This window comes from Paraburkholderia sp. UYCP14C, assembly GCF_004197395.1.
In the GTDB taxonomy this organism is placed as follows: Bacteria; Pseudomonadota; Gammaproteobacteria; order Burkholderiales; family Burkholderiaceae; genus Paraburkholderia.
The window spans coordinates 120,870-137,211 of record NZ_SELS01000020.1 but is presented as its reverse complement, the minus strand read 5'-3'; the positions used below and the strand labels follow the sequence as shown (position 1 = coordinate 137,211).

Sequence of the window (16,342 nt, the reverse complement as noted above, 5' to 3'; positions counted from 1 at the left end):
CGGCTGTGTCCCCTTTCGAGACAATGCTTGCAAGACCAGAGACGAGCCGATTCGCGCGGATTTATCGCGCGCGCTCGAGCAAACGTTTCCGCAAAAAAATCGGCCTGACCAGCCGGGCATACGTACGGGGGAAATCATGAGCACGACTAGCCATATGCTCAGTGAGATCAGGGAAGTCAATCTGTCCTATCTGCTGCTCGCCCAGCGTCTGCTGCGCGAAGACAAGCCGATGGGCATGTTCCGCATGGGTATTTCGGAACAGCTGGCCGACGTGCTCGCCAATCTGTCGTTGGCGCAGACCGTCAAGCTCGCGGCGTCCAACCAGATGCTGTGCCGCTTCCGCTTCGACGATCACGCTGTGCTGTCCGCCCTCGCGGACAAGGACAAGTCCAGCGCGGTCGCACAAGCGCATTCGGCAATCCTGATGGCGAGCCAGCCGGTCGAGCAACTCGGCTGATGGCCAGTAAGAGCGTCGTACTCGAAGTCCGGGAAATCACCCTCGCGATCGAGCTGATCGAACTGGGCGCGCGTCTGCAATTGCTGGAGGCGGAAACCAGCCTGTCGCGCGACCGGCTCATCAAGCTGTACAAGGAACTGAAAGGGGTCTCGCCGCCCAAGGGCATGCTGCCGTTTTCGACCGACTGGTTCATGACCTGGCAGCCGAACTTTCATTCGTCGCTGTTCTACAACATCTACCGCTTCATGTCCGGTCACGGCGGCTGCCGCGCGATCGAATCGATCGTGAAGAGCTACCGGCTGTATCTGGAGCACGTGAAGTTGCACGACGACGAGCCGGTGCTCAGTCTCACGCGCGCGTGGACGCTGGTGCGCTTTTTCGACTCGGGCATGCTGCAGATGAGCGCCTGCCGCCGCTGCGGCGGCCAGTTCGTCGCGCACGCACACGATCCGCAGCATGCGTTCGTCTGCGGGCTGTGCCAGCCGCCGTCGCGCGCGGGCAAGACGAAGAAGGCGGCGCAAACGCGAGCCGAGCGCCAGATCGCCGTCGCCGCAATCTCGTCCGAGGCGCCGCAAGTCGCCGACGCGCGGGCTCACGAGGCCCGCTGTATCGCGCCCACGCCCGACACCCTCGTCACCGCCGAAGTCTGAGCGGCACACGTTGAGGCAGCGCAAGCCTCTGGTTTACACCGGACCCGCGCGCCGCCTTTTTCCCCAAAGTTTTTCGCCTCGGTGCCGTAAACCTGACTAACGACGGTAACCGTCGCTTTTTTGTGAGGGCTCGGCAGTGCTGATTTTCGTGGGAACACTCGTGACGCTGTTGTCCGTTTTCGGCGGTTACGCGCTGGAAGGCGGCCATCTCGGCGCGCTGCTGCAACCCGTTGAAGTGCTGATGATCGGCGGCGCTGGCGTTGGCGCGTTCATTCTCGGGAACGGGATGAAGACGATCAAGGCGACAGTGCGCGTCATTCCGACCCTGTTCAAGGGCGCGAAATACAACAAGGACGTCTACATGGAGCTGATGGGGCTCCTCTACGTGCTGCTCGCGAAAGCGCGCAAGGAAGGCACGCTGACGCTCGAAGCCGACATCGACGATCCGTCGAAGAGCCCGATCTTCACGCAGTACCCGAAGATTCTCGCCGACAAGCACATCATCGAGTTCCTGACCGACTACCTGCGTCTGATGGTCGGCGGCAACATGAACGCGTTCGAGATCGAAAGCCTGATGGACGAGGAAATCGAGACGCACCACCACGAAGGCGAGGCGCCCGCGCAAGCGTTGACCAAGGTCGGCGACGCGATGCCGGCGTTCGGTATCGTCGCCGCGGTGATGGGCGTGGTGCACACGATGGCCTCGGCCGACAAGCCGCCCGCGGTGCTCGGTGAAATGATCGCGCAGGCGCTGGTCGGCACCTTCCTCGGCATTCTGCTTTCGTACGGGCTGATCGGCCCGCTCGCCAGCGTCGCCGAGCAGCGCGTGACCGAGTCGACCAAGATGTTCCAGTGCATCAAGGTGACGATCCTCGCGAGCCTGAACGGCTACGCGCCGGCGATCGCGGTCGAGTTCGGCCGCAAGGTGCTGTTCTCGACCGAGCGCCCGTCGTTCGCCGAGCTCGAAGAGCACGTGCGCCGCGTCAAGGCGAAATAAGAACGCGACGGGAATTGAACCGATGAGCAGCAAGGACAAAGACCGCGCAATCGTTGTCAAGCGCTCCGCGCCGAAAAAGCACGGGCATCACGGCGGAGCGTGGAAGCTCGCCTACGCGGACTTCATGACCGCGATGATGGCGTTCTTCCTGCTGATGTGGCTGCTCAGCTCGGCCTCGACCGTGCAGCTGAAGGGCATCGCCGACTACTTCAACCAGCCGCTGAAAATCACGCTGTGGGGCGGCGATCGCAGCGCCGAAGACTCGAGCATCCTGAAGGGCGGCGGCCGCGACATCTCGACCGATGCGCAGGGCGTGACCCGCTCGACCGACGGCAGCAGCAGCCGCGCCGAGCGCACCGCGTCGCACAACAACGAGGACTCGGTCAAGCAGCTGCAGGGCGAGCTCGAACGCCAGGAGCAGGTCCGTCTGCACGACCTGCAGGTCAAGCTGATGGCCGCGATCGAGGCGAACCCGGTGCTGCGCCAGTTCAAGCAGCAGATCCGCATCGACTCGACGCTGACCGGCTTGCGCATCGAGATCGTCGATTCGCAGAAGCGGCCGATGTTCGCGACCGCGCGCGACGTCGTCGAGCCGTACATGCGCGACATCCTGCGTGAGATCGGCCATACGCTGAACGACGTGCCGAACCGCATCATCGTGCAGGGTCACACCGACGCCGTGCCGTACGCGGGCGGCGAGAAGGGCTATAGCAACTGGGAGCTGTCGGCCGACCGCGCGAACGCCTCGCGGCGCGAGCTGGTCGCGGGCGGCATGGACGAAGCGAAGGTGATGCGCGTGCTCGGACTCGCGTCGACGCAGAACCTGAACAAGGCGGACCCGCTCGATCCGGAGAACCGTCGCATCAGCATCATCGTGCTGAACAGGAAGTCGGAAGAGGCGCTCGATCACGACGACTCGACGACGACGACTCTGTCGGACGACGCAGCCGGCTCGAAGCCGTTGCTGCAAAGACTTGCGCAGCCGGTGACGGTTGCACCGAAGTTGCCGGCGGCAGTGCCGCCGGCCCAGTAACAGACCGCGGCCGCCGGGCCGCGGCGCGCGCCCGGGCGGCGCGCTCCGCCCGGCGGGCCAGTGTTAAGCGCAGCGAGGTTTTCATGATCAGGCACATCCTGGCAGTCGACGATTCGGCATCGATGCGGCAGATCCTCGCCGCGACGCTGACGGGCGCCGGCTATGAGGTCACGCTCGCGGCCGACGGCAACGAGGGGCTCGAAAACGCGCTCGCCATGGCGTTCGATCTCGTGTTGACCGACCAGCACATGCCGGGCAAGACCGGTCTCGATCTGATCACCGCGCTGCGTGGAAATCCGGCCTATCAGGTGACGCCCATCCTCGTCCTCACGACGGAATCGGGCGAAGCCTTCAAAGAGGCGGCGCGCGCGGCGGGCGCGACCGGCTGGATCGAAAAGCCGCTCGACCCGGACATGCTGACCGAGCTGGTGGCGGCGCTGGCCGAACCGGACCCGGCCTGACCCGCGCAATCAACACCTTTAGACACAGTACAGACAGCTCTCGACGCGCCTGCACGGCGGCTCACGCCCGACAGGCACTCTCGCGGTGAACCAGGCATGACACTCGACATCACACAGTTCTATCAGACGTTCTTCGACGAAGCGGACGAACTGCTCGCGCAGATGGAGCAGCTGCTGCTCAATCTCGACGTGGCCCGCCCGGACCCCGAAGACCTCGCGGCGATCTTTCGCGCCGCGCATTCGATCAAGGGCGGCGCGGCGACGTTCGGCTTTACCGCGCTCACCGAAACCACGCACATTCTGGAGTCGCTGCTCGATCGCGCGCGCAACAACGAGCTGGTGCTGCGCAAGGACATGATCGACACGTTCCTCGAAACCAAGGACGTGCTGTCCGGCCAGCTCGCCGACTACCGCGCGAGCGCCGAGCCCGATGCGGCGGTGGCGCGCGCGATCTGCGCGAAGCTCGAGCAGCTGCACGCCGAAAGCCGCATGGGCGGCGCGCCGACGCAGCCCCCGGCAATGGCGCCGAGCGCGCCCGCGGCTATGCCGGCAGCGGCAACCCAAATAACGACACCAATTACGGCACTACAAGAGCCAGAAGGTATCCCGCCCGAGCACGTCGTCGAACAGGCGGTGCAGGCGGCGGGCGAATGGATGGACGGCGAACCGGCACAGACCGGGCAGGCCGCGGGCACGGCGGACAGCGCCGGCCCACATCTGAAAATTACGCTACGGGGCGTGGGAGAGAAAGACCAGGAACTGCTCGCCGAAGAGCTGGGCAACCTGGGCAATATCGTCGGGCAGGTCAAGAGCGGCGGCGATCTGATGCTGTGGCTCGCGAGCGACGTACCCTCCGACGACATCATCGCCGTGTGCTGTTTCGTGATCGACGAAAGTCAGATCACGATCGGCCGCGGCACCGCGCCGGCGGACGACGCGCAGCAGGGCGAACCTGGAACGCCCGACGCTGCCGTTCAGCCACCGGCGCAAACCGCGCATGTCGCGCCCACCGCCGCGGTGGCGCACGCGCATCCGGTCGTTCACGCGGAGCACGCAGCATCGTCGGCCCCCGCGGCCCACACCGCTGCTCCCGCAAGCGCGGCCAGTCACGCGGACCTCATCGAGCCGCCGCCAGCGCTACCCACGGCGGCTCCGCCCGCAGCCAAAGCGGCTTCGCCCGCCTCCGCCGAGCAGGACCGCAAGGCGGCCCGTCCGGCCGCCGCGGCGGCCGGCGCCGAAGGCAGCTCGATTCGCGTCGGCGTCGAGAAGGTCGATCAGCTGATCAACCTGGTCGGCGAACTGGTGATCACGCAGGCGATGCTCGCGGAGACCACCAGCACGTTCGATCCGGCGCTGCACGACCGGCTCTTCAACGGCATGGCGCAACTCGAGCGCAACGCGCGCGATCTGCAGGAAGCGGTGATGTCGATCCGCATGATGCCGATGGATTACGTGTTCAGCCGCTTCCCGCGTTTAGTGCGCGATCTCGCGGCCAAACTCGGCAAGGAGGTCGAACTCGTCACCTTCGGTCAGGCGACCGAACTCGACAAGAGCCTCATCGAACGGATCATCGATCCGTTGACGCACCTCGTGCGCAACAGTCTCGACCACGGCATCGAAACCGTCGAGGCGCGGCGCGCGGCGGGCAAGGATTCGACCGGTCAGCTGGTGCTGTCGGCGGCTCACCACGGCGGCAACATCGTCATCGAGGTCAGCGACGACGGCGCGGGCCTGCGCCGCGACAAAATTCTCGCGAAGGCGGCCAAGCAAGGCATGCAGGTCAGCGAAACGATGGCCGACGAGGAAGTCTGGAACCTGATCTTCCTGCCGGGCTTCTCGACCGCCGAACAGGTCACGGACGTGTCGGGCCGCGGCGTCGGCATGGACGTGGTGAAGCGCAACATCCAGTCGATGGGCGGTCACGTCGAGATCACGTCGCACGCGGGCAAGGGCAGCACGACCCGCATCGTGTTGCCGCTCACGCTCGCGATTCTCGACGGCATGTCGGTGAAGATCGGCAACGAGATCTTCATCCTGCCGCTGAACTTCGTGATGGAGTCGCTGCAGCCCCAAGCCGAAGACATCTACACGGTCGCCAACGGCGAGCGCGTGGTGCGCGTGCGCGGCGAATACCTGCCGCTCGTCGCGCTGCACGAGGTGTTCAACGTGCAGGACGCGAAGCAGGAGCCGACCCAGGGCATCGTCACGATCATGCAGACCGAGGGACGCCGCTTCGCGATGCTGATCGACGAACTCGTCGGCCAGCAGCAGGTGGTCGTGAAGAATCTGGAAACGAATTACCGCAAGGTGCACGGCATTTCCGCGGCGACCATTCTGGGCGACGGCAGCGTCGCGCTGATCGTGGACGTCGCGGCGCTGAACCGCGAATCGCGCCATGCGCATGGTCACGCACAGGCGATGAGCCTCGCGTGACCGTGCGCTGAATGCGGCAGCAGGCGCGGCACCGACAGACAACGCAACACAACTTCAACTCAATTCATCCCAACCGTTTGGGGGCTAACGTGGCAGAAGTCCAATCCATCAATTCGAGCGTCGCGGGCGGGGCCAATGGCCGTCGCGACGCGCAGGCGGACGCCGGCGGTCAGGAATTCCTCGTCTTCACGCTCGGCGCGGAAGAGTACGGCATCGACATCCTGAAGGTTCAGGAAATCCGCGGCTACGACAACGTGACGCGCATCGCCAACGCACCCGAGTTCATCAAGGGCGTGATCAATCTGCGCGGCATCATCGTGCCGATCGTCGACATGCGCATCAAGTTCCATCTGGGCCGCGTCGAATACGACCATCAGACCGTCGTGATCATCCTGAACGTCGCGCATCGTGTGGTCGGCATGGTGGTGGACGGTGTGTCGGACGTGTTGACGCTCGCGGTCGACCAGATCATGCCGGCGCCGGAATTCGGCGCGACGCTGACGACCGAGTATCTGACCGGTCTCGGCACGGTCGACGGCCGCATGCTGATCTTGATGGACATCGAGAAGCTGATGACCAGCTCCGAGATGGCGCTGACCGAGACGCTCGGCGTCTGAGCGCAGGCAGTAACGGTACACAGCAGGAACACAGCAGGAACACGGCACAAGGAGCATCAACATGCTGAGCAGGTGGTCGGTCCGCACGTCGTTGACGATGGTGGGGATTCTTCTGGTGACGCTGACCGTAGTGGTCGGCGCGCTTGGGCTGAGCGCGCTGAATCGCGCGAGCGGCTCGCTCGATCGCATCGCGCGCGGCGAACTGGTCGCGATTCATGCGCTCGACGATGCGTCGGCATATCTGCTGCGCTCGCGCATTGCGATCGATCGCTTCAACACGCTGACGGCCGCCGGCAACGCGGACGAGGCGAAGAAGGTGCTCGATCGCGCGCAGGAGCTGCTCGGCAAGGGCAACCAGAGCTGGCAGGCGTATCTCGACGCGCCGAAGCACGGCGTCGAGCAGGCGTTGCTCGACGATGTGCTCGCGAAGCATACGACGGTGATGCACGACGGCGTCGACGTCGAATTCGCCGCGCTGAACGCGAACAATCTCGACGCGTATCACGCGGTCGCGGACACGAAGATCAGCCCGATGTTCATCGCCTACGACGCGGCGGCCGCCGCGGTGATCCAGGCGCTGCAGCGGAGCGTGGCCGATCAGGAGGCGAGCGCGCAGTCGAACGCGTCGCTGATGATCACGCTGATCAGCGTGATCACGGTGTTCGCGCTGCTGGTGGTGGTCGGCATCCGCTTCGCGCTGCGCGGGCTGATCGTGCAGCCGCTGAACGATGCGACCGCATGCTTCGAGCGGATCGCCTCGGGCGACCTGTCCACTCCGGTCGATGTTTCCAGCAACAACGAAATCGGTCGCCTGTTCGCGGGCATCAAGCGGATGCAGGAAAGCCTCGCGACGATGGTGCGCGCGGTCCGCACCGGCACCGAATCGATCGACACCGGCGCGCGTGAAATCGCGATGGGCAACACCGACCTGTCGCAGCGCACCGAGCAGCAGGCCGCATCGCTGCAGGAAACCGCGTCGAGCATGGATCAGCTGACCGGCACCGTGCGGCAGAACACCGAGAACGCGCGCCAGGCGAGCCAGCTCGCCGTCAACGCGTCGGACATCGCGACGCGCGGCGGCGACGTGGTGAGCCAGGTCGTGACGACGATGCAGGAAATCGCGACCAGTTCGAACAAGGTCGTCGACATCATCGGCGTGATCGAGGGCATCGCATTCCAGACCAACATCCTTGCGCTGAACGCGGCGGTCGAAGCCGCGCGCGCCGGCGAACAGGGCCGCGGTTTCGCGGTCGTCGCGGGCGAGGTGCGCAGCCTCGCGCAGCGCAGCGCCAGTGCCGCGAAGGAGATCAAGGAGCTGATCGGCGATTCGGCCGACAAGGTGAAGAGCGGCTCCGAGCTGGTCGGCCGCGCGGGCACGACGATGGACGAAATCGTGCAGGCGGTGCGGCGCGTGACCGACATCATGGGCGAGATCAGCGCGGCGTCGGAAGAGCAGTCGGGCGGCATCGAGCAGGTCAATCGCGCGGTCGTGCAGATGGATTCGGTCACGCAGCAGAACGCCGCGCTGGTCGAGCAGGCGGCGGCCGCGGCGGGCTCGCTCGAAGATCAGACGCGACAGTTGCAGGCGGTGCTGAGCGGCTGGAAGGTGAGCGGCACGGCGCCGCGTCAGAGCGCGCCGGCGGTGCGTGCGCAGAGTTCCGCGAAGTTCGCCAAGGCCGCACCGCAAGCGTCTAGCGCGGCGGCTCCGGTGAACCCGGTCGGCGCGAGCAACGAAACGAAGGCAGCCGCTGCGGCCGCGACGGCCCCGGCCCAGCACGACGCAGCCGCACGTGTCGAACCGGCACTGAAACCCAGGCCGGCCGCAGCCGCGGCTCGCGTCACGACCGACACACCCGCGCGCGCCGCAGCGGCGAGTACGGCGAAGGCCAGTTCGGACGCGGACTGGGAAACGTTTTAGGCAACGGCAGAGTGACATGTGGTCAACCGGCATCGCGCCCGCGGATGGGCGAAGCATCGAAGCACGCGCAGCACGCGTGTCGCGAGCCGGCCGTATGTCGGTGGCATTCGCGGGAGGGCGCGACCCCGCGAAGACAATTCCTACCTCCCAGGCAGTCCGGCTGGGCGGCGAGCGTGACGGCTCATATCGCAGACAGGAATTTTCATGATGGCAACGCGCGCACCACAACGCCCCGCACGGGCGGCGCCTGACCGCACAGAGCCGGGCAGGTCCGTCGAGACGGGACGCGATTTCGAATTCACGGCGACGGATTTCGGCCGCATCCGCGATCTGATTCACCGCGCGGCGGGCATCTCGCTGTCGGATCACAAGCGCGACATGGCGTATAGCCGCCTCGCGCGCCGCTTGCGGGCACGCGGCATCGAGACGTTCCGCCAGTATCTCGATCTGCTCGAAGCCGAAAACGATCCGGCCGAGTGGGAGGCGTTCACCAATGCGCTGACCACCAACCTCACCGCGTTCTTCCGCGAAGCCCATCACTTTCCGATCCTCGCCGAGTTCGTGCCGCGCCGCACGCAACCGGTGTCCGTGTGGTGCTCGGCGGCATCGACGGGCGAGGAGCCGTACTCGATCGCGATGACGCTGATCGAAGCGCTCGGCGACAGCGGCGCGCGCCAGGCGTCGGTGCTCGCCACCGACATCGACACCCAGGTGCTCGCCAAAGCCGAGGCCGGCGTCTACCAGTTCGACCAGGTCAAGCACCTGTCGCCCGAGCGCTTGAAGCGCTTCTTCCTGAAGGGCACGGGCGCGCATGCGGGGATGGTCAAGGTGCGTCCCGAAGTGCGCGCGCTCGTGCGCTTCGAGCAATTGAACCTGACCGATCGCGACTATCAGTTGCGCACGCAGTTCGACGCGATCTTCTGCCGCAACGTGATGATCTATTTCGACAAGCCGACCCAGGCGCAGGTGCTCACGCGCTTCGAGCCGCTGATGAAGCCGGGCGGTCTGCTGTTCGCCGGCCATTCGGAAAACTTCACGTACGTGACGCAGGCGTTCCGGCTGCGCGGTCAGACCGTCTACGAACTGACGCGCGACGCCGGCGGCTCGCGCGCGCCGTCGCGCGCCACCGCGCATGACGCGCATCAAGCGAGCGGGGTGGCCGCATGAGCAGCACGCTGCCGATCGCTTCGAACCTGTACTACGACAACCACTTCCAGCGCCCCGGCGTGAAGCTGTTGCCCAACGAGTTTTACACGACGGGCGAAGACATGGTGCTCGTGACCGTGCTCGGCTCGTGCGTCGCGGCCTGCATCCAGGATCGCACCGCGGGCATCGGCGGCATGAATCACTTCATGCTGCCCGACGACGGCGCCGACGTCGCGCAGGCCGCGTCGGACTCGATGCGCTACGGCGCCTACGCGATGGAAGTGCTGATCAACGAACTGATCAAGGCGGGCGGGCGGCGCGAGCGCTTCGAGGCCAAGGTGTTCGGCGGCGGCGCGGTGCTCGCGGGGATGACGACGATGAACATCGGCGATCGCAACTCGGAGTTCGTGCGCCGCTATCTGGCCACCGAAAAGATCCGCATCGTCGCCGAGGACCTGCAGGGCTCGCATCCGCGCAAGGTCGCATTCATGCCGCGCACCGGACAGGTGATGGTGAAGAAATTGCGCTTGCAGCAGGAAGCGGGCGTCGCCGAGCGCGAACAGGCGCTGGTGCGGCAAAGCGCCGAAGCGCGCGCCGAGCGGCTCGCCGCCGCGCGCAAGCGGGTCGAGCTGTTCGCGAAGCCGGCCGCCGCTCCCCCGCGGCCGAGAATCGAACTGTTCGGCGCGAGCCCGCGCCCGACTAATCCAAACAACGCCAGAACCACAGAGGAGGCGTGAGCGCTGTGCAAAAGATCAAGGTATTGTGCGTCGACGATTCGGCGCTGATCCGCAGCCTGATGACCGAGATCATCAATGGCCAGCCGGACATGACGGTGGTGGCGACTGCCCCCGATCCGCTCGTCGCGCGCGAGCTCATCAAGCAGCACAACCCGGACGTGCTGACGCTCGACGTCGAAATGCCGCGCATGGACGGCCTCGACTTTCTCGAGAAGCTGATGCGCCTGCGGCCGATGCCGGTCGTGATGGTGTCGTCGCTGACCGAGCGCGGCAACGAAATCACGCTGCGCGCGCTCGAACTCGGCGCGGTCGACTTCGTGACCAAGCCGAAGGTCGGCATTCGCGACGGCATGCTCGACTACCAGGAAAAGCTCGCCGACAAGATTCGCGCGGCGGCCCGCGCGCGGGTGCGCCAGGCGGCGCCCGCGCAGCATGCGGCCACCCAGGCCACGCATGCGCCGGTCGGCTCCGCGCCGCTCTTCAACAACCCGCTGCTCAGTACCGAGAAGCTGATCATCGTCGGCGCGTCGACCGGCGGCACCGAAGCGATCCGCGAAGTGCTGGTGCCGCTGCCGCCCGATGCGCCGGCGGTGCTGATCGCGCAGCACATGCCGCCGGGCTTTACGAAATCTTTCGCGCAACGCCTCAATGGTTTGTGCCGGATTACCGTTAAAGAAGCGGAGCACGGCGAACGCGTGTTGCCGGGGCACGCGTACATCGCACCGGGCCACGCGCATCTGTTGCTCGCGAGGAGCGGCGCGAACTATATTGCGCATCTGTCCGACGACCCGCCGGTGAACCGGCATCGTCCGTCGGTCGATGTGCTGTTCCGCTCGGCCGCGCAACATGCGGGCAAGAACGCGGTCGGCGTGATTCTGACCGGCATGGGGCGAGACGGCGCGGCGGGTCTGCTGGAGATGAAAAAGGCCGGTGCGTACACGCTGGCGCAGGACGAAGCGAGTTGCATCGTGTTCGGCATGCCGCGCGAGGCGATCGCGCTCGGCGCGGCCGACGAAATCGCCGCGCTGCCGGACATGAGCCGGCGCGTGATGGCGCGTTTGTCGTCGATGGGCGACCGCGTTCAGCGGGTATGATGCGTGCCGGATGGAATGACGCGGTTCAACGCCGCAACATGGATCAAGCAAAGGGATAGAAATGGATAAGGGAATGAAGATTCTGGTGGTTGACGATTTTCCGACGATGCGCCGGATCGTCCGCAACCTGCTGAAGGAGCTGGGCTACTCGAACGTCGACGAGGCGGAAGACGGCGCGGCCGGTCTCGCGCGTCTGCGCAGCGGCAGCTACGAGTTCGTGATCTCGGACTGGAACATGCCGAACCTCGACGGTCTGGCGATGCTGAAGGAAATCCGCGCCGACGCGAACCTCACGCACCTGCCGGTGCTGATGGTGACGGCCGAGTCGAAGAAGGAAAACATCATCGCCGCGGCGCAAGCCGGCGCGAGCGGTTACGTCGTCAAGCCGTTCACGGCCGCGACGCTCGACGAGAAGCTCAACAAGATCCTCGAGAAGATGGCGAAAGCCGGGAGCTGACGTGACGCCGCCGACCCAAACGCCTGGCGACGAAGCGGGCAACGACAGCGGCGACTTCGCGTCGGACCGCATCCTCGCTCGCATCGGACAACTGACGCGCACGCTGCGCGATTCGATGCGCGAGCTCGGACTCGACAAGCACGTCGAGCGCGCGGCCGAAGCCGTGCCCGATGCACGCGATCGTCTGAAGTACATCGCCAACATGACCGAGCAGGCGGCCGAGCGCGTGCTGTCGGCGATCGACATCGCGAAGCCGATCCAGGAGCAGTTGCAGAAAGACGCGGGCACGCTCGACGCGCGCTGGGAGCAGTGGTACGCGGCGCCGATCGAGCGCGAGGAAGTGCGCGCGCTGATGAACGACACGCGCACCTTTCTGCGCGGCGTGCCCGAGGCAACCGGCGCGACCAACTCGCAGCTGATGGAGATCATGCTCGCGCAGGACTTCCAGGATCTGACCGGCCAGGTGATCAAGAAGATCACCGACGTCGTCTATCTGATCGAGCAGCAACTGCTCGGCGTGCTGGTCGAGAACATCGCGCTCGAGCGCCGCGAGAAGTTCGCGGCCAACGCGGCGGCGCTGGCGGCCGAGGTGTCGCCGACGGGCAGCCCCGAGCATCTGCTCAACGGTCCGCAGATCAACCCGGAAGGCAAGACCGATGTGGTGCAGGACCAATCGCAGGTCGACGATCTGCTCGCGAGCTTGGGTTTCTAAAAAATTACTTAGTCAAACTCAGTGATTTATATGTGGGTATAAACGGTAAGAGCCCGCTCTCCCTCGAGGAGGCGGGCTCTTACCGCTTTTACGCGCACCTATTTTTTTATAGTCCGGGTGGGTTGATGTCCGAATACATCGCCACGGATTCGCTTTCGAAATGGAGAACATCACTCGGTTCCCGCGGATCCGTTTTTGTTTTCCGGTTCATGAGGTCACTCGTGTAACCCGGCGCTACCGCACCGGCTTATGAGTCCTTGCTGCGGCGCCCCGTTCTAGAAGCTTCTCCGACGGGTCCTGATTGAAAGCGCTTCTCCAGGCAAGACCTATTGCGCCTCGACCCTAGGGGCGTGGCACTGAATCCAGGGTGAGCGACGCCTAAAGTTTCCTTTTTACCGGTCGATAACAATTTCAAGGCGGCAGGCAACTGAACAAAGGTGCCTCTGCTGTTCGCCCCAACTGGCGTGTAACGGGCACTTGCCCACAGGAGAGCCTCAAATGCTGGGAATCAATAGCAATATCAACTCGCTGGTCGCGCAGCAAAACCTGAGCGGTTCGCAAAACGCACTGTCGCAGGCCATCACCCGTCTCTCGTCGGGCAAGCGCATCAACAGCGCAGCGGACGACGCTGCCGGTCTGGCGATCTCGAACATCATGCAGACCCAGATCAACGGTCTGAATCAGGGTGTGTCGAACGCGAACGACGGTGTGTCGATGGTGCAGACCGCAGCATCGGGTCTGTCCTCGCTGACCAACAGCCTGCAGCGTATCCGTCAGCTTGCGGTGCAAGCTTCGAACGGTGCGATGACGGACACCGATCGTGCCGCTCTGCAACAGGAAGTCACGCAGCAAATCCAGGAAGTGAACCGTATCGCGTCGCAGACGACGTATAACGGCATGAACATCCTGAACGGCTCGCTCGGCGCCGTGTCGTTCCAGGTCGGCGCCAACGTCGGCCAGACGATCAGCCTGAACATGGCCCAGAACGTCAGCGCAGCATCGCTGGGTGGCAATGCCGTGCAAGCAGGCGCGCAGATCGCCAGCCTGAACGTCTCGCTGGACTCGACCGGCGCCGCATGGACTCCGGGCACCTCGACGGGCACCGAGATGACCCAGATCAACGTCCTCGCTAACGGCAAGGGTGGCTTCTCGTACACCGACCAGAACGGCAACGCCCTGTCGTTCGACCCGACGGCGGGTGGTGCTACCTCCCTGCTCACCAATACCACCGGTACGCTCACGATCAACGCCGGCGGCGCGCTGAACGTCGGCAAGGAATCGACCGCAATCAATGCGGCCAACGTCGGCGGTGTCACGGCAGGCACGGTGCTGGGTACGATTGGTGGCCTTAACATCGATCCGGCGACGGGCGTAGACGCAGCCCCTGGCGTGACCAACACCATCACGTCGGTCACGGTGAAGTCGGACGGCAACACGGGCTATACGTTCTGGGACCAGAGCGGCAACCAGCTGTCGCCGTCCAGCCTGACGGTCACCACCGGCCTCGGCTATGTGGCACCGGCTGGCGCGACGGCTGGCAAGATCACGCCCGCCGGCGTCACGCAAGGCAACTGGAAGGCTAGCTCGACCGCCACGACGCAAACCGTTGACCAGATCAACGTCAGCACGGTCCAGGGCGCGAACAGCGCGATGGAATCGATCGACGACGCGCTGAACACGATCAACAACATCCAGGCAAACCTGGGTGCTGCACAAAACCGCTTCACCGCGATCGGCACGACGCAGCAAGCACAGTCGACCGACCTGTCGACCGCGCAGTCGCAAATCCAGGACGCCAACTTCGCACAGGAAACGGCTAACCTGAGCAAATCGCAAGTGCTGCAACAAGCTGGTATCTCGGTGCTCGCGCAAGCGAACTCGATCCCGCAGCAAGTCCTGAAGCTCCTGCAGTAAGGCTTCGCGCAGTAACCGTCCCGCGCGCCTGGCAGTGCGCACTGCCAGGCGCGCGGGACACCAGCATGACGGGGAGGCTTGCCTCCCTGGTATCGTTTCAGGTTTGACCCGATTCACGCGACATCACCGAACCCCGGAGCCTGTCCATGTCCACCGTATCCTCGTCGAGCGTAAGTTCGCTCGCCAGTAGCGCCGCCGCCGCCAGTAACACGGCGTTGCAGCAGGCCGCGCAGTCGATCATCAGCGGCTCGACCGGTAATTCGTCGATGGACGTGAGCTCTCTGGTGACCGCACTCGTCAACTCGAAGATCGCCGGCCAGGCTGCGGCGCTCAGTGCGAAGGCGACGCAGGACAACACGGCAATCTCCGCGTACGGCACGCTGTCCGCGGGGCTCTCCGCACTACAGGCTGGTCTCACGTCGCTTTCCAACGGCACCACGTTGAACCAGTTCACGGCGACTGCCGACGGCAGCGGACTGACCGCGACTGCCGCGAGCGGCGCAGTCGCCGGCACGTATGCGATTGGCGTCACGCAGATCGCCACGGCCCAGGTGCTCTCCTCGCAGGCCTTCAATCCGCCCTCTACCACGCTCGGCACCGGCACGATGACGCTGTCCGTGGGCGGCAAGTCGACCACCATCAGCATTGATAGCACGAACAACACGGTCGCGGGCATTGCCGCGGCGATCAATTCGGCAAGCAACAACCCGGGCATCACTGCCTCGGTCGTCACCGGCGTGGATGGTGCGCACCTCGTGCTGCACTCCAGCTCGACCGGCGCGTCGAACGTCATCAACGTGTCGGTCAGCGACACCAATGCGAGCGACCCGCTGAACAGTCTTGCCGTCACCTCGAAGGCGGGCGATGGGACAACCAGCGGCACGGCTTCGCAATCGACGCTGACGTCGGGCGCAGCGAATACAACGACAGGCACGGCCGGCTGGACGCAAACCACCGCCGCCCAGAACGCCTACATCACGGTCGACGGCACTGCGGCGACCAGTTCGACCAACACGGTGACGTCGGCGCTGTCCGGCGTGACGCTGAATCTCACGCAGGCTGCAGTCGGCAGCACGACGCAGAACCTGACGGTCTCGCAGAACACCACCGCACAGCTGTCGACGATCGACAATTTCGTGAGCCTGTACAACACACTCGTCACGACGATGGGTACGCTGACGGCATATAGCTCCAGTTCCACGTCGCAAGGCGCGCTGCTTGGCGACTCGACGCTGAACATGATCCAGAACAGCCTCGCGTCGATCGTCGCAAATGGCGTGAAAACCGGCACCAATACAACGAGCCTCGCCTCAATCGGTATCACGCTGCAAGCCGACGGCTCCCTGTCGGTTGATAATACGCAGCTCAGCTCGGCGCTGCAGAACAACCAGTCGACGGTTGCCACGCTCTTCAATTCGACCAATGGCGTGGCCGAGCAGCTCAACACCAACATCACGAGCTATCTCGCGACGGGCGGCGCGATCGCGACTCGCACTACGGCACTCAACAACGACCTGACGAGTCTCTCGACACAGCAATCGACTCTGTCGGATTATGAGGCGCAGCTCACCAGCCAGTACAACGCGCAGTTCACCGCCCTCAACACGCTGATGGCGACGATGAACAACAACGCGCAGTACCTGACGCAACTGTTCGGCGGCACGAACAGCCAGGGTGCCATGTCTGCGAACAAGAGCTAACCGGGGAGGCGACAGG

Annotated in this window: 15 protein-coding genes; all 15 read left to right on the top strand. The window is 64.9% G+C overall.

The window, feature by feature from the left end; all coding sequences use genetic code 11:
- The first annotated feature begins 136 nt into the window (after window positions 1-136).
- The 15 genes from flhD (at window position 137) to fliD (ending at window position 16,326) form a co-directional block, all read left to right on the top strand.
- On the top strand, window positions 137-457 hold the full coding sequence (flhD, locus tag EVC45_RS20145; RefSeq protein WP_248295194.1) for a flagellar transcriptional regulator FlhD: 321 nt from the start codon (window positions 137-139) through the stop codon (window positions 455-457).
- On the top strand, window positions 457-1,107 hold the full coding sequence (gene flhC / locus EVC45_RS20140) for a flagellar transcriptional regulator FlhC (RefSeq protein WP_129959984.1): 651 nt from the start codon (window positions 457-459) through the stop codon (window positions 1,105-1,107). Before flhD ends, flhC begins: the two co-directional genes overlap by 1 nt.
- A gap of 136 nt (window positions 1,108-1,243) precedes the next feature.
- Window positions 1,244-2,104 carry a flagellar motor stator protein MotA gene (gene motA / locus EVC45_RS20135; RefSeq protein ID WP_129959982.1) on the top strand — a complete coding sequence of 287 codons (861 nt, stop codon included), beginning with the start codon at window positions 1,244-1,246 and terminating at the stop codon, window positions 2,102-2,104.
- 22 nt (window positions 2,105-2,126) lie between these two features.
- Window positions 2,127-3,137 (top strand): flagellar motor protein MotB, encoded by a 1,011-nt coding sequence (gene motB / locus EVC45_RS20130; protein WP_129959980.1) that lies wholly within the window; start codon window positions 2,127-2,129, stop codon window positions 3,135-3,137.
- An 83-nt stretch (window positions 3,138-3,220) separates the two neighbouring features.
- Window positions 3,221-3,598: a response regulator gene (locus EVC45_RS20125; RefSeq protein ID WP_129959978.1), complete on the top strand. Its 378-nt coding sequence runs from the start codon at window positions 3,221-3,223 to the stop codon at window positions 3,596-3,598.
- A gap of 96 nt (window positions 3,599-3,694) precedes the next feature.
- On the top strand, window positions 3,695-6,031 hold the full coding sequence (gene cheA, locus EVC45_RS20120) for a chemotaxis protein CheA (RefSeq protein ID WP_129959976.1): 2,337 nt from the start codon (window positions 3,695-3,697) through the stop codon (window positions 6,029-6,031).
- 89 nt (window positions 6,032-6,120) lie between these two features.
- Window positions 6,121-6,648, top strand: coding sequence for a chemotaxis protein CheW (locus EVC45_RS20115; protein WP_129959974.1), 528 nt, complete (start codon window positions 6,121-6,123; stop codon window positions 6,646-6,648).
- Between the two features lie 61 nt (window positions 6,649-6,709).
- On the top strand, window positions 6,710-8,566 hold the full coding sequence (locus EVC45_RS20110; protein WP_129959972.1) for a methyl-accepting chemotaxis protein: 1,857 nt from the start codon (window positions 6,710-6,712) through the stop codon (window positions 8,564-8,566).
- Between the two features lie 204 nt (window positions 8,567-8,770).
- Window positions 8,771-9,733 carry a CheR family methyltransferase gene (locus EVC45_RS20105; RefSeq protein WP_129959970.1) on the top strand — a complete coding sequence of 321 codons (963 nt, stop codon included), beginning with the start codon at window positions 8,771-8,773 and terminating at the stop codon, window positions 9,731-9,733.
- Window positions 9,730-10,449 carry a chemoreceptor glutamine deamidase CheD gene (gene cheD / locus EVC45_RS20100; RefSeq protein ID WP_129959968.1) on the top strand — a complete coding sequence of 240 codons (720 nt, stop codon included), beginning with the start codon at window positions 9,730-9,732 and terminating at the stop codon, window positions 10,447-10,449. The genes EVC45_RS20105 and cheD overlap by 4 nt, the downstream gene beginning before the upstream one ends.
- 5 nt (window positions 10,450-10,454) lie before the next feature.
- Window positions 10,455-11,543 (top strand): chemotaxis response regulator protein-glutamate methylesterase, encoded by a 1,089-nt coding sequence (locus tag EVC45_RS20095; protein WP_168991503.1) that lies wholly within the window; start codon window positions 10,455-10,457, stop codon window positions 11,541-11,543.
- Window positions 11,544-11,604: 61 nt separating this feature from the next.
- A complete protein-coding gene (gene cheY, locus EVC45_RS20090; protein ID WP_129959964.1) occupies window positions 11,605-12,000 on the top strand; it encodes a chemotaxis response regulator CheY in 396 nt (131 codons plus the stop codon).
- Window position 12,001: 1 nt separating this feature from the next.
- Window positions 12,002-12,712, top strand: coding sequence for a protein phosphatase CheZ (gene cheZ, locus EVC45_RS20085; protein ID WP_129959962.1), 711 nt, complete (start codon window positions 12,002-12,004; stop codon window positions 12,710-12,712).
- A gap of 498 nt (window positions 12,713-13,210) precedes the next feature.
- A complete protein-coding gene (locus EVC45_RS20080; protein ID WP_129959960.1) occupies window positions 13,211-14,626 on the top strand; it encodes a flagellin in 1,416 nt (471 codons plus the stop codon).
- Window positions 14,627-14,772: 146 nt separating this feature from the next.
- Window positions 14,773-16,326: a flagellar filament capping protein FliD gene (gene fliD / locus EVC45_RS20075; RefSeq protein ID WP_129959958.1), complete on the top strand. Its 1,554-nt coding sequence runs from the start codon at window positions 14,773-14,775 to the stop codon at window positions 16,324-16,326.
- Window positions 16,327-16,342: the final 16 nt, after the last annotated feature.

Bases quoted from the DNA above. Each gene is read 5' to 3' on its own strand.
- flhC (WP_129959984.1), top strand. From the start codon at position 457: ATGGCCAGTAAGAGCGTCGTACTCGAAGTCCGGGAAATCACCCTCGCG.
- EVC45_RS20125 (WP_129959978.1), top strand. From the start codon at position 3,221: ATGATCAGGCACATCCTGGCAGTCGACGATTCGGCATCGATGCGGCAG.
- cheD (WP_129959968.1), top strand. From the start codon at position 9,730: ATGAGCAGCACGCTGCCGATCGCTTCGAACCTGTACTACGACAACCAC.
- EVC45_RS20105 (WP_129959970.1), top strand. From the start codon at position 8,771: ATGATGGCAACGCGCGCACCACAACGCCCCGCACGGGCGGCGCCTGAC.
- cheY (WP_129959964.1), top strand. From the start codon at position 11,605: ATGGATAAGGGAATGAAGATTCTGGTGGTTGACGATTTTCCGACGATG.
- flhD (WP_248295194.1), top strand. From the start codon at position 137: ATGAGCACGACTAGCCATATGCTCAGTGAGATCAGGGAAGTCAATCTG.
- fliD (WP_129959958.1), top strand. From the start codon at position 14,773: ATGTCCACCGTATCCTCGTCGAGCGTAAGTTCGCTCGCCAGTAGCGCC.
- EVC45_RS20110 (WP_129959972.1), top strand. From the start codon at position 6,710: ATGCTGAGCAGGTGGTCGGTCCGCACGTCGTTGACGATGGTGGGGATT.
- cheA (WP_129959976.1), top strand. From the start codon at position 3,695: ATGACACTCGACATCACACAGTTCTATCAGACGTTCTTCGACGAAGCG.
- EVC45_RS20080 (WP_129959960.1), top strand. From the start codon at position 13,211: ATGCTGGGAATCAATAGCAATATCAACTCGCTGGTCGCGCAGCAAAAC.
- motB (WP_129959980.1), top strand. From the start codon at position 2,127: ATGAGCAGCAAGGACAAAGACCGCGCAATCGTTGTCAAGCGCTCCGCG.